At 44.8% G+C, this 13272-nt stretch carries 11 protein-coding genes; 6 read left to right on the top strand and 5 right to left on the bottom strand.

Annotated features, from left to right (window positions below; genetic code table 11):
- Window position 1 precedes the first annotated feature (1 nt).
- Window positions 2-661 carry an HAD family hydrolase gene (locus AB4482_RS20360; protein WP_372112024.1) on the top strand — a complete coding sequence of 220 codons (660 nt, stop codon included), beginning with the start codon at window positions 2-4 and terminating at the stop codon, window positions 659-661.
- 75 nt (window positions 662-736) lie between these two features.
- Here AB4482_RS20360 and AB4482_RS20355 read toward each other — a convergent pair whose 3' ends face one another.
- The 3 genes from AB4482_RS20355 to AB4482_RS20345 all read right to left on the bottom strand — a co-directional run bounded on the left by AB4482_RS20355 (window position 737) and on the right by AB4482_RS20345 (window position 3303).
- Window positions 737-1402, bottom strand: a complete 666-nt coding sequence (locus AB4482_RS20355) for a response regulator (protein WP_017094156.1) — start codon at window positions 1400-1402, stop codon at window positions 737-739.
- Window positions 1399-2769 carry an ATP-binding protein gene (locus tag AB4482_RS20350; RefSeq protein ID WP_372181548.1) on the bottom strand — a complete coding sequence of 457 codons (1371 nt, stop codon included), beginning with the start codon at window positions 2767-2769 and terminating at the stop codon, window positions 1399-1401. The genes AB4482_RS20355 and AB4482_RS20350 overlap by 4 nt, the downstream gene beginning before the upstream one ends.
- 288 nt (window positions 2770-3057) lie before the next feature.
- Window positions 3058-3303, bottom strand: coding sequence for a hypothetical protein (locus tag AB4482_RS20345; protein ID WP_010432281.1), 246 nt, complete (start codon window positions 3301-3303; stop codon window positions 3058-3060).
- Window positions 3304-3604: 301 nt separating this feature from the next.
- Between AB4482_RS20345 and AB4482_RS20340 the strand changes: the two genes are divergently transcribed.
- From AB4482_RS20340 to maiA, 5 genes are all read left to right on the top strand, one after another.
- Entirely contained in the window at window positions 3605-5653 is a 2049-nt protein-coding gene (locus AB4482_RS20340; protein WP_065584491.1) for a DUF3466 family protein, read from the top strand.
- Window positions 5654-6090: 437 nt separating this feature from the next.
- Entirely contained in the window at window positions 6091-7164 is a 1074-nt protein-coding gene (gene hppD, locus AB4482_RS20335; RefSeq protein WP_017091952.1) for a 4-hydroxyphenylpyruvate dioxygenase, read from the top strand.
- Window positions 7157-8332 carry a homogentisate 1,2-dioxygenase gene (locus tag AB4482_RS20330; protein WP_372181531.1) on the top strand — a complete coding sequence of 392 codons (1176 nt, stop codon included), beginning with the start codon at window positions 7157-7159 and terminating at the stop codon, window positions 8330-8332. Before hppD ends, AB4482_RS20330 begins: the two co-directional genes overlap by 8 nt.
- Window positions 8333-8341: 9 nt before the next feature.
- Window positions 8342-9379: a fumarylacetoacetate hydrolase family protein gene (locus AB4482_RS20325; protein ID WP_102397964.1), complete on the top strand. Its 1038-nt coding sequence runs from the start codon at window positions 8342-8344 to the stop codon at window positions 9377-9379.
- A 38-nt stretch (window positions 9380-9417) separates the two neighbouring features.
- Entirely contained in the window at window positions 9418-10107 is a 690-nt protein-coding gene (maiA, locus tag AB4482_RS20320; RefSeq protein ID WP_372181529.1) for a maleylacetoacetate isomerase, read from the top strand.
- A gap of 253 nt (window positions 10108-10360) precedes the next feature.
- On the opposite strand, the gene AB4482_RS20315 is transcribed toward maiA, so the two are convergent.
- The gene (locus AB4482_RS20315; RefSeq protein ID WP_017065119.1) at window positions 10361-11353 is read right to left on the bottom strand and encodes an OmpG family monomeric porin; all 993 of its coding nucleotides are present in this window, start codon (window positions 11351-11353) and stop codon (window positions 10361-10363) included.
- 21 nt (window positions 11354-11374) lie between these two features.
- Complete coding sequence (locus AB4482_RS20310; RefSeq protein WP_372181546.1) at window positions 11375-13270, bottom strand: glycoside hydrolase family 3 protein; 1896 nt, start codon at window positions 13268-13270, stop codon at window positions 11375-11377.
- Between the last annotated feature and the right edge of the window lie 2 nt (window positions 13271-13272).

Raw genomic sequence — 13272 nt, 5'->3', positions numbered from 1 at the left:
GATGTTCAAACCTTTGTATGTATTTGATATGGACGAAACGCTGATCAATGCCGATGCCGCGATGCTCTGGAATGAATTCTTGGTTGAAAAGGGCATTGCCACTGCGCCCAACTTTATTGAAGAAGATAAGCGCTTAATGGGCCAGTATTCGGAAGGTAAGCTGAACATGGAAGATTACCTCACGTTCGCTATGCAGCCACTGGCGGATATGCCAACAGAGCAAGTCACCGCCTTGGTCGAAGAGTGTGTCGAGCAGCATATTTTACCTAGGCAGTTCAAACAGTCGAAACCTTTGATTGAGCAGCTAGAGAATGATGATATCGATATGTTGATCATCTCTGCCAGCGTCACTTTCTTAGTGGAAGCGGTCGGCCGTAAGATTGGTATTGAGAACGCACTCGGTATTGATTTGATTGAAAACCAAGGTCGTTTTACTTCTCAAATCTCAGGTGTACCAAGCTACCGTGAAGGCAAAGTAGCGCGTTTAAAAGAGTGGTTAGACAATCAAGAAACCAACTACTCAGACATTCACTTTTATACGGATTCAATCAACGACTTACCTTTGTGTGAACACGCTGACTTTGCCTATCTGGTGAACCCATGTCCGCGTTTGAAAGCACTGGCCGATCAACCGAATTGGTCGATTCTCAACTGGGATTAACGCGATTCTGATATTCGAATTAGGTTCGTTCTAGAACTCATCAAGCCGCTGACTACAGCGGCTTTTTGATTCGTATTATTCTATTTCTAGTTTGTAACCTATCCCGTAAATGGATTTAATGTAGTCACATTTTTCATTTATCGAGACCATTTTTTTGCGTAAGTTTTTAATATGGCTATCGATAGTGCGATCACTGACCACTCTTCTATCGTCGTAGATTTTATCAATCAATTGATCGCGACTATAAATGCGGCCAACATTTTGATAGAGAAGGTGCAAAAGCCGAAACTCAGCTGGCGTTAAACTTAGCTTAATACCACATAGGACGGCGGTCATACTCAATTCATCAATATCAATGGCGTTCGTTGTTGACGTGGCTTGGGGCTTGTTGGAACGGCGCAAAATATTTTTCACCCTCACGACTACTTCTCTCGGGCTGTACGGCTTACATATATAATCATCTGCACCCAATTCAAGCCCAACGAGTCGATCGATCTCTTCGACCTTGGCTGTCGCCATAACCACTGGGATGTCACTGAACGTTCTCAGCTCTCGATAAATATCCAACCCGTCTCTATTGGGTAGCATGAGGTCGAGAATAATGAGTTTAGGCGATGCTTGCTTTACCCAGTCAATGACAAGGTTACCATCGATAATATGATGACTTTCAAGGCCAGAGTGCTCTAAGTACTCACACAGTACACTTGCTAATGCAGGCTCATCTTCGACGACTAAAATCACGATTTTATTTCCTTTGGTAACGCTATGATGATTCGTAGTCCACCCAATTCTGAGTGGTCGGCAGTAATGTGTCCTTGGTGCGCTTCAACGATATTTTTACAGATAGATAATCCAAGTCCAGAACCGCCACTTGAGCGACTACGCGATTTATCAACGCGGTAAAGCCTCTCAAATAAACGTGGAAGTGATGCATCAGGTACACCTGGATCACTGTCTTCAACGTTGATAATAATACTATCACTAATGTCGGTAACATCTATCGATACATACCCATTATCGCCAGTGTATCGCGCGCTATTTTCTAACAGATTCACAAACAGTTGTGTCAGTAATCTCTCATCACACGAGGTAAACAGTGGGGCTGAATGGTCATAGTGCTTTGTTAATGTGATGTTTCTTTGTTCTAAACGGATCGAGTTTTGAACGATCACAGAATCAATCAGTTTATGTATATCAACGTTGTTTTTAACATTGAGGTTAAATCCGATGTCATACAGGGAGAGTTGGTGAAGATCCTCAACGAGTTGACCCAACGTGATGATTTGTTGATGTAACGAGTCGATGTATTTTGGTTCAGGTGATCGAATACCGTCTTGTAGCGCCTCTAGTTCACTTCTAAGCACGGTGATAGGCGTTCTAAGTTCATGTGAAATATCTGATAACCACTGTTCTCTAAGTGTTTTCTGTTTTCTTAGTGTCTCGACAACACCGTTGAATATTCCGATGAGATCAGACAATTCATCATTGCCGCTTTTTTTAATGTAGAAATCGAGATCGCCATTTTCGATAGATTTGGCACCTTTCGACAAAGCACGCAATGGTTTCAAAAATCGCCTAACAAGAAACAAAGAGATAAGGAATGAAAGTAACACGGTAATCGATGCGATAGTGCTTACATGCGTCGTTTGTTGTTTGAAAAAGCTTTCTGCTAAAGGCCCTGATATTTTATCCATCTGGACGATAGAGATATACCCAATAACTTGATCATCCAGTGTTATTTCGACTAGCGCTTGATGCTGACCATCTTCAAGGTGATGTAGGTTTTCAGGCGGTCCAATTATGGCTCGCCCGTCTTGATCTAAAATGTTGAGTCGTTGCCAAATAGGTTGAAGGCCTGGCGCTTCCGGCTCTCTTAATGGTGGTGGCGATGGGTGTCTGTCACGAGGATGTGGTCGTGAGGGGCCGCCAATGCTACTGGCGATTAAATGTGGTTCACGCTCTAGCCGCCTCCACTGTTCGGAAGGTGAGTAATATTGCTTTAAGTTATTGGCGAGTTCTTGAGCTAGGGCAATCTCATTATTATTTGTGAAATCTTGGAGCCCTCTTTGAAAACTGGAGTTAATAAAATAGGTCAGTACAAAGAGCATGGTCACGCACACCATTAGTATTGAAACAAACAGTTTGGTGAAAATTGATATGCGCACGTTCTCTCCAGAAATTAAAGTGAATTAAGACGATAGAGTGAGTTAAGACAATAAAATGAGATAAACCAATATTAGCCCTCGATCGTGTGGGAAATATGGACATTGATTTCTTTATTCATCTTAGGCCATGTATAAGCACTCTTTTGTTAGAAACGAATAGCGAGCTGACAGGGTGCTATACCCCATCAGCTCGCATTGAATTATCACTATTTTAGGATAACCCTCTAACCATTATTGACGTCTTGGTGGTGGTGGCGGAACTTCCTCTTCCGATAGACCACCGCTTCCATCTGCGTCTAGTTTATCAAAGTCATCGGCGAGTGGACCTCTGAGCTCTTCTAATTGTAATTCGCCATCACCGTTTGCATCCATTTCTTCAAAGCTTGGCATTTCTCTTGGGCCTTCACGGCTTTCAGCACACGCTTGAAGCGCGAATGTCGATGTCAGTAAAAGTAATGCTGTCGTGATTTTTTTCATAATTTAATTCCTATTCGTAACCAAATATAAGTGTATTTCTTTGACGCAAATAGGTTAGCGATCAAATTAGCAGAGAAAATGGATAAATCTAGGAGATGAAAGTTAGCGTTTAACTTTAATAGGGCATCAGTTCATCAGCCCATCAAGTCAGGTTGTTTAAACCTCCATTGTTTCTACATAGTTTCCACATTTTCTATTTTTATCCTAGTCCACTATTGAACTCATGAATTTAATGCCTTTAGCAATAAAGGCAGAAAGCTATCGTTGGTATTGAAATGGATTATTTTTTAGGAGCCGTAGAATGAAGGCAATGGTAAAAAAATCAGTCGTTGTCTCTTCTACGTTGTTGGTTGCTTCTTATAGTAACGCTGCGCTTTATAGGGTGGTTTTGGAGGAATCACCAGTAGAAACTGAATCGGTGTATGGGGTCGCAGTTGAACCAGAGCTTGGTACAACGGATTGCTTTAGTACCAGTTGTGGTGACACCGACTACGCATTCGCAGGGGAAGCTCAAAATGCAGAACCAGGTTTTTCCTTTAAAGAGGAGGTCCCCTTTGGTATCGATAACACGTTCTACTATTTGGATTATGACGATATCTATAGCTACTGCACGAGCGAACTTGGCTACGCGACTTGTGAAGCTTGGAGTTCTTTATTGTGGTATGGCGATGATGATGCGGGCATTGGAGGCTTGAAAAATGAGCGTGATGCGTATTACGGGCTGAGCTATCAGACCAATTCCACGGCTTTTTATGATTCTTCTTCGCTAAGCGAGATCCCAGATGTTGGCAGCAACCCACCTGATGTGAGCAGTTATAGTTATTCCTTTGTTGATGGAACAGAGGAGAAGGTGATCACTAAAGTTGACGAGAATGGTTTTGTTCTTGGTAACACCAGCAGTGGTTACTACAGTTATAACAACCAATATATTCAGTTGTATAGGCAGCGTGGTTACTACGATACAGGCACTGAATTTACGGTTCTCCAACCTGAAGCCGATACCAGCATTACGATCAGCGATGCTGACGGCGAAGCGAATATAATCTCCCAAATGGGAAGAACGATGGCTTTTGACTCTTTCAGTTATGGAGGGGAAAGCTATGTGGTCGGAAGCGCGTCCGTTGCGACTTTTTATTACAGTGATGGATACAAAGATTATGACTCTCCGTACACATCCGACAGTGATGCTGAGGATCTAGATAATTGTATCGATGAAGATATTGAGCCTGCTTTATATCCAGAGTGTCAGAACTTTGCTTTTGCTAATCGAGCTTTTGTCTGGAATATAACCGATGCGAATGGTCCCAATGATGATGGAAACCGTTTTGCAGTATCCGATTGGGAAACCAGTTCGACCTATTACTCTTACAACGATGATGAAGCTTCAGCACAAGCGAGTGTGAGGGCTGCAACGATTTCGTCTAGAGGGACATATAGCTCTTATCCTGTTTTAGTTGGTTACAATACGGAACTAGATGATTCAGATAACTTTCTTATGCAGGCTGCTGTGTTTAGGCCAAGCAGTACGTCAAATTTCAGCGTTTCGGAAAATGCTTGGACGACTACATTTATCGCTAATGCGACGGTAGAAGTGAGTGATTCATACATTCACAGTAATTCTGTCGCAACAGACATTAATGAAAACATGATGGTTATTGGTTATGCAAAAAGAGATGGTGATTATCCGTCGGATCGTGTGTCTGATAATCGTATGTTCGTCGCTGATGCGAATGACACAACGCCAACAGCCACATTCTTCGCAAGTTTAGGTGAAGACATTTTCTTTGACAGTGCAGAGGGAAAAGCAAGTGAGATCAACAGCTACAATGAAATCGTTGGCTATGTTGACGCCGAAACTCACGCTGAAGTAGACGGACATGAAAGAAGGCATCGCGGCTTCATTTTCCCTTATAACGACACTGGTACCGATGCTGATAGACGTGCAAGATATAATGATCAAGCTTGGTGGTTAGACGACCTAACTAACGGTGGTGACGACAGTGATGCCAACAACCACTTTAGAATATTGGACGCAACCGACATTAATGACGCGGGTGTTATCTCAGGGACGGCAATACAATGTTTTGCGAGTGAAAGTAGCTCCTCTTCTATGGCTTATGATTCAACCGCACACTTTGCTTATTGTAATGATGGAGTAGGTGACGAGAGGGTGGTGGCTGTAAAACTTATCCCGATATCTGGAGCAACAAGTGAAGACATTGCTGAAAGAAGTGATGATAGCGCTGAAGATGTTGAACGTAGTGGTGCCGGTACCGGGCTATTGGTGCTTATCAGTTTAATGTCCGTGCTTTCAGTTCGCTTGAAAAAGTCTCGTTCTGTGATTGCCTAAATTGATGACGTGCTCACGAGAGAAACAACCTCTATTTGACCGTCAACCATTAAAGTAATGGGTTAGGTTTGATACTTCGTCCCATAAGAATACCGCTGGGATATGAAGCTTTTTAAAAGAGTATCACCTGTTTTGTGATGCTCTTTTTACGTTCAACATACACTTATCTCTTTCTGCTTTAGCCAAAAAAATCACTTGTAACAGTTAAGTAACATCTCTTGCTTTGCTGTAAATCAAACCACCATCTTTCAATCCCTTGATAGCACTCACTTTCCTGTTGTGATGGTTTGTGTGTAACAATTATTTTACAAATTGATGGGGTTTCATCGAAATTGCCCATTTTCCTCCATCCATTCCATTATTTCCGCTTGTGGGCCAAATTTAATTAAGGACAAAAATCACGTAATACAAAACCAATAGGTACAAGGAGAAAGTTCATGGTGGATACATACAACCCGCTTGGCACGGATGGATTCGAGTTTGTTGAATACACGGCCGTTGACCACAAGGGAATTGAGCAACTTAAAGCACTGTTTGTGTCACTTGGTTTTGCTGAGGTCGCCAAGCATCGCTCAAAAGAGGCTTGGCTGTATCGACAAGGTGACATCAACTTCATCGTTAATGAACAACCGCACAGCCAAGCGGAAGCGTTCGCTAAAGTGCATGGGCCATCGGTGTGTGGCATGGCTTTTCGTGTCAACGAAGCGACAGCTGCAATGGAACAAGCGTTTAAGGGCGGTGGTGAAGAGTACAAAACAGAAATAGGGCCGATGGAGCTAAGCATTCCTGCCATTTACGGTATCGGTGAAAGCCTGCTCTATTTTGTGGATCGTTATGGCAAGCAGAGCATCTATGACGTCGATTTCCGATTCTATGACGATGCGGAACAGCGCATGGCCGAAGCTAATGTTGGCTTGTATGAAATCGACCATCTCACGCACAACGTGAAACAAGGCAATATGGATGTATGGTCTGGGTTCTATGAGCGTCTGGGCAACTTCCGTGAGATTCGCTACTTCGATATTGAAGGTAAGCTGACAGGCCTTGTGAGCCGCGCCATGACCTCACCGTGTGGCAAGATTCGTATCCCTATCAATGAGTCTTCCGACGACAAATCACAAATTGAAGAGTTCATTCGTGAATACAACGGCGAAGGTATCCAACACATCGCACTCGCCACCGATGATATCTACAAAACCGTGAAGACTCTGCGTGATCGCGGTATGGACTTTATGCCAACCCCAGATACCTATTATGAGAAAGTTGACGATCGTGTGAAAGGCCACGGTGAAGACACCGATCTGCTGCGCGACCTGCGTGTTCTGATTGATGGCGCACCGACCAAAGACGGCATTTTGCTGCAAATTTTTACGCAGACCGTAATCGGGCCTGTGTTCTTTGAAATCATTCAGCGTAAAGGCAATGAAGGCTTTGGTGAAGGTAACTTCAAGGCGCTGTTTGAATCGATTGAAGAGGACCAGATTCGTCGAGGAGTATTAGACGATGCATAAATGGATCTCGTTTCCTCATCGGGAGGGGGTGTGCTCTAAACAAGCGCATGCCGACTTCCCCGAAGAGGCAATTTATGAGCGAGAGGCGGGCCGAAGTGGATTCTTCGGCCCTGCCGCTCATTTTCATCACCAGCATGCCCCAACAGGTTGGTCGGAGTGGGAAGGTGATTTACGCCCTAGCGCTTTTGATTTTACGCTGGTGGAAAAAGCCAGCCAGATAACCCCTTGGGCGGTGCCTCATCTTTTGCACAACGCTGACTGCAAAATCCGAGTGTGGCGCATGGACGAGAAGATGGATTTCTTGGTGCGTAATTCTGATGGTGATGAGCTGCTGTTCATTCACCAAGGTAGCGCCGATCTTTATTGTGACTATGGTCATCTAGCCGTGAGTGAAGGGGATTACGTGATGATCCCGCGCTCAACCAACTGGCGTTTAGAGCCAAGTGAGCCGATGTTCATCTTGATGATTGAGAACACAGACGCGGCTTACTCCCTGCCAGAGAAAGGCATGGTCGGTAATCACGCGGTGTTTGATCCAGCGGTTCTTGAAATCCCGTCGATCAACGATCAATTCCGCGCTCAGTACTCCGAAGATCAAACCCAAGTTCAGGTGAAACGCCACGACAAAGTCAGTGTGATCACTTATCCGTTCAATCCTTTAGACGCGATTGGTTGGCATGGGGATTTGGCTGTGGTGAAAGTGAATTGGCGCGATATCAGACCGCTGATGTCACATCGTTACCACTTGCCACCATCTGCGCATACGACCTTTGTTGGCGCAGGCTTTGTAGTGTGTACCTTTGTGCCACGCCCGATTGAGAGCGATCCAGGTGCGTTGAAAGTGCCGTTCTATCACAACAATGACGACTACGATGAAGTGCTGTTCTATCACGCTGGTGACTTCTTCAGCCGCGATAACATTGAAGCGGGCATGGTGACCTTCCACCCTGCAGGCTTCACGCATGGGCCTCACCCAAAAGCCTTTAAGGCAGGGCAAGCGTATAAGAAAAAGTTCACTGATGAAGTCGCGGTGATGATCGATACTCGCCACGCGCTGCAGTTCTCTGATGAACTCGATAGCGTTGAGAACAAAGAATATGTCTACAGTTGGCAAGACACTGGTTTGCAAGAGACAGGTTCTCAAACCATGGCTGACGATAAGAAGTAAGGGACAAGGATGAAATTAGCAACCAAGAAAAATGGCACTCGCGACGGTCTATTGATGGTCGTAAGTAAAGATCTTAAACAATGTGTAGCTGCAACCGAAATTTTCCATGCGATGCATCTAGCGCCAACCATGCAGGTAGCATTGGATAACTGGGACAGCGTGGCTTCTCAGTTACAAGAGTTATACACCTCGTTAAACAACGGGCATGTGACTGGCAGTGAAGTGTTTGCATCTCAGTATTGTGAATCACCTCTGCCACGCGCATATCAATGGGCGGATGGCAGTGCTTATGTAAACCATGTTGAACTGGTGCGTAAGGCGCGTGGTGCTGAAATGCCAGAAAGCTTCTGGGTTGATCCATTAATGTATCAAGGCGGCTCAGATGCGTTTATCGGCCCTTGTGACAATATCGAATTTGCCAGCGACGAGTGGGGCATCGATTTCGAAGGTGAGGTTGCGATTGTGACCGGTGATGTACCGATGGGCGCTAGCGCTAAACAAGCGCACGACTCGATTCGCTTGCTGATGTTGGTGAACGATGTGTCGCTGCGCGGTTTGATTCCGGCGGAGCTTGCTAAGGGTTTTGGCTTCTTCCAGTCTAAACCGTCTTCTGCGTTCTCTCCGGTCGCAGTTACACCTGACGAGCTTGGTGAACAGTGGAAAGGCAGCAAGGTGCATTTACCGCTGATATCGACCTACAACGACCAGCCTTTTGGTTGCCCGAATGCGGGCGTCGATATGACTTTCAACTTTGCTGAACTAGTAGTCCATGCTGCGAAGACTCGTCCACTGTCGGCAGGCGCGATCATAGGTTCAGGCACGGTATCGAATAAGCAAGGCACTGACCACGGCACCTCAATTGCCGAGGGCGGCGTGGGCTATTCATGCATTGCCGAGGTGCGCATGATTGAGACGATTCGCGATGGTAAACCGTCGACTAAATTCATGTCGTTTGGCGACTCGATTCGCCTAGAGATGTTTGATACGGCGGGTGATTCCATTTTTGGTGCGATTGACCAAAAAGTTAGCCAATATCGAGCGTTATAACCCATATTATAAAGATTCAGCTCGAGCGAGATCATTGTATGAATCAGAACATGACACTTTACGGTTATTGGCGCTCTTCCGCAGCCTATCGAGTGCGTATTGGATTGAACCTAAAGCAACTCGACTATGAGTCTAAATCGGTGCATTTGGTGCGTAATGGCGGCGAGCAGCATGATCCACAATATCGTGAGCTCAACGCCAGTGAGTTAGTGCCTGTGCTGGTGGATGGTGAAGTTAAACTCAATCAGTCGCTGACTATTTTGCAATACTTGGATGAAAGATATTTATGTGAGAGCAGCCCAGACTCCTTGTTGATTCCCGAGCAAACACCATTGCGCTATCAAGCGTTGGCAATGGCGCAGGATATTGCGATAGAAATTCACCCTCTCAATAACCTTCGTGTGTTGCAGTATTTGGAGCGAGAGTTGTCGTGTGAGCAAGAGGCGAAAATAGACTGGCTTCACTATTGGATGAGCCAAGGTTTTTCGGCATTAGAAGAGAAGCTTTCTAAGCATCGTCAAACATACGCTGATTCAGTTTATAGCCTCACCGATTCACCATGCATTGTCGATATTTGCTTGGTGCCACAGGTGTATAACGCGCTGCGTTTTGGCGTTGATATGTCACCTTATCCGTTGATTAACTCGATTGTTGAAGCGTGTAATCAGTTACCCGCTTTTATTGGGGCGATGCCAGAGAACCAAGCGGATGCGAATGAGTCCATGTAGATTCACTGATGTAAATGCAAATACTCTTCCCTTACGCTACCAAAACCGTTTTTGGACTATTCTGTTCTAGCCTGATTGCTCATTTAGCAATATACGAATATCTTCACGTATTGGAAAGTCGCTTGATTGAGTGTGCAGTTTTATTGGTGCAGATTAGTATCAATGAAACGGGAGAAGTCATGATCATTAGTATACCAACCGGAGAACGCGCCTCCGGTTGGTATGTTGTTACATCGAAAATATAATCAAGCTGTTACCACTTATACTTCCAACCCGCTTGAGCTAGATAGAATTTCTGGCTGTTGTCTGAACCACTGGTTAGGCCCGCAGACTTAGACTCATCCCACTTGGTTTCTTCGTAAGCCATACCTACCCACAACGTTGATTTAGGGCTCAGTTTATAGTCGATATTCAAACCTAAACGCAGCCCGTCGTCTGTCTCATTGACGACGTTGTAGTTGTTTGACGCATCATAGATTTTCTCGTTGATGAAGTAGCGGAAATAAGGCATCACGCTCCATTTGTCATTAATTTTAGTTGGGAAGTACCCACGAATCTGGTTTTGTTCCCAGTTCTTGTTTTGGTCGTTATCCCAAGTCCAATCGGTGTATAGGTAGACTTTTGCTGTGAAACTATCACTGTGTTTATACGCAAAACCATGCTCCGCTTCCCACTCGTAATCGTTCTCTCCTACGAAGCGATCATAGTAGTAAAACGCATCCCAGTAAGAGAATGAGAGTTTATCGGTGATCTTAAACTCACCACTAGGCATTATCCAGTACAGGTTGTTGCTGCCACGAGCATCTGTTCCCGGTGCAGAGTCGTTAGATTCTTTTCGGTATGTAGCGTTCAGATTAAAGACCACATCATCGTTGCGAACTAAGTTACGAGTCGCACCAATCTGAGTACGGTTTCGTTGAAACGAGTTATCTGTGTTATTTAGATCCTCAGTGATCGAACGGCGCGCCACTTTATGTTCAAGAAAATAGCTCCATTTGGAGTTAGGGCTATTAATGAATAGCTGTGCGACTGGGGTGAGTTTGTCTATCACTGCATTGCCATCAGGGTCTCTGTGCCCTTCAAACTTTTCCATTTCCATGTAAATGTTCGACGCAACGTTCCACTCAGAGGTAAAGTTTTGGGTTAGCTCTTCCGTTTCAACTTTTACGGCGTTGTCTTCAGTCGCAAGCGCGAGACTAGGTAGAAGCAGTGCTAGTAGGGTAGCTCCAGACTTTTTATTTATCATTTTTATTATTCCTAGGACGAATTATTGGTAGTTCACTGAATGGCCGAATGGGTAAATAACGTCACCGTTGTCATTTTTTACATCTACTGGAAGAGTTCCTGTTGGTGCGTTCAGAGGCAGTCCCGTTTGAGGGTTTAAAAACAAGGTGCGAATACCAGAGCTAATGTTTGCTTCAAGTGAATTGCGGTCATTGTTGGTCACGTCGAACCCTGTGATACCGTAAATAGCGATGTTCGCTTGTACACCGTCTACATGGGCAATGTCGTAAGGATTACGCGTTGAAATCATCACCAGTTTTTTGCCTTCAGCGTTCGCGATATCTACGATTTTCTGAGCATTTGCCGCGTGGCCCATTAGGTTGTATGTCGACATGATAATCAGATCGGACTTTACAATGGTGCTACGAAGCTCATTTTCATTTAAGTTATCTTCCATTAATGCCGCTTTCTGCTCGCTAATGAACATTGGGTGATTACCTGTCTCTTGTTTCACAACGTTCAGGTACTTGGTTACAAGTGCATTGCGGCTATCTTCATCAGAAATAACTAGGATATTGCTGGCTTCACTTGGATCGACAGGCAATACATTATTTTGGTTTTCAATAAGCGTGATTGATGCATCAGCGACCTTTTTCTCTTCAAGTTTGTTCGCTTCAGAGCCTACTGAGTCGATGGCAAACTGTTTGTCTGTGGTTTGGTAAATCAGACCCATTTGAAGCTTTTTCTTTATAACGCGAGTTGCGGCTTCTTTCATACGCTCAAGGAACTCTGGATTGGTTTCCATTTTGTCTTCTAGGTAGACAAATAGGCTTTCCAACTGTTTGATTTCATCTCGGTTGGTAATTTGAAGCGGCATCAAAGCAATATCAGCACCGGCGTAAAGTGAAGCGTGAACTGCGTAGTTGCGATCAAAGTTGTCAGCGATGGCCCCCATATCGAGCGCATCGGTCACAATTAGCCCATCAAAGCCAATTTTGTCACGTAAAACCCCAGTCAAAATAGGTTTGGAGAACGTTGCAGGGATTAGCATTTCTTTGTCACTTAAGGTCGCTTGGATCATAGTGTCATCCACGCTTGGTAGCGTCACGTGCGCTGACATTATGGAATCGGTACCGTGCTCAATCGCGTACTTAAATGGAGCGAGGTCGATCGCTTCCCACTCTTCTCGTGAGTAGCTGACTTCTGGTAAATCGTAGTGTGAATCGACGCTCACGTTGCCATGCCCAGGAAAGTGCTTCAGTGCACTGATCACGCCAGCTTCATGAATACCATCCATGTAGGCGGTAGACATTTCATTGATCACATCAACATTGCTGCTGTACGAGCGCACACCAATGATTGGGTTGTTCTGGTTCACATTGACATCAACCACAGGGCCGGAGTTGTAGTTAATGCCTAAAGCGGACAGCTCTGAGCCGTGAATCTTGCCAGCAACGTAAGCATTGTTCGCGTCACCAGAGGCAGCTAGCGCCATGTTTCCTGGCATCTCTGTGCCATTCTGCAATCGAGTGACGTAACCGCCTTCTTGGTCAGTCGCGATGAGAAGAGGTAGGTTACTGCTCGCCTCTTGCAAGGCATCAGTGAACTCGACGATTTGATTCGAATTCACTAGATTTTGGCGAAATAGAATTACACCGCCGATATGGTAGTCGGTGATCATCGAGCTTATGTCATGGTTAATTCGAGTTACAGGGATCTCTTCATCGGTGTATGGGTCTTTGCCCCACGAGCGAAAATCCATCATCAATGTTTGACCAATTAACTCTCTGTTATTCATCGTACTTACGACGCTTTCAGCGTATTTTTCTGGTTGTTGCTGGTACTGCTCTAGGTCTTGATTACTGAATTTATTCATGCCACTCGAACAACCCACAACAGACAATACTGCTGTACTCAAAATGATCTTATTCAATTTCATCA

This window comes from Vibrio sp. 10N.222.55.C7, assembly GCF_041473335.1.
Lineage (GTDB): Bacteria > Pseudomonadota > Gammaproteobacteria > Enterobacterales > Vibrionaceae > Vibrio > Vibrio crassostreae_C.
The sequence above is the reverse complement of the archived record's forward strand: the minus strand, read 5'-3'. Positions and strand labels throughout refer to the sequence as shown.

What these genes read in the sequence shown, in the direction of transcription:
- maiA (WP_372181529.1), top strand. Translation starts at nt 9,418, where the DNA reads ATGAATCAGAACATGACACTTTACGGTTATTGGCGCTCTTCCGCAGCC.
- AB4482_RS20360 (WP_372112024.1), top strand. Translation starts at nt 2, where the DNA reads ATGTTCAAACCTTTGTATGTATTTGATATGGACGAAACGCTGATCAAT.
- AB4482_RS20325 (WP_102397964.1), top strand. Translation starts at nt 8,342, where the DNA reads ATGAAATTAGCAACCAAGAAAAATGGCACTCGCGACGGTCTATTGATG.
- AB4482_RS20330 (WP_372181531.1), top strand. Translation starts at nt 7,157, where the DNA reads ATGCATAAATGGATCTCGTTTCCTCATCGGGAGGGGGTGTGCTCTAAA.
- AB4482_RS20310 (WP_372181546.1), bottom strand. Translation starts at nt 13,270, where the DNA reads ATGAAATTGAATAAGATCATTTTGAGTACAGCAGTATTGTCTGTTGTG.
- AB4482_RS20345 (WP_010432281.1), bottom strand. Translation starts at nt 3,303, where the DNA reads ATGAAAAAAATCACGACAGCATTACTTTTACTGACATCGACATTCGCG.
- hppD (WP_017091952.1), top strand. Translation starts at nt 6,091, where the DNA reads ATGGTGGATACATACAACCCGCTTGGCACGGATGGATTCGAGTTTGTT.
- AB4482_RS20350 (WP_372181548.1), bottom strand. Translation starts at nt 2,769, where the DNA reads ATGCTCTTTGTACTGACCTATTTTATTAACTCCAGTTTTCAAAGAGGG.
- AB4482_RS20340 (WP_065584491.1), top strand. Translation starts at nt 3,605, where the DNA reads ATGAAGGCAATGGTAAAAAAATCAGTCGTTGTCTCTTCTACGTTGTTG.
- AB4482_RS20315 (WP_017065119.1), bottom strand. Translation starts at nt 11,353, where the DNA reads ATGATAAATAAAAAGTCTGGAGCTACCCTACTAGCACTGCTTCTACCT.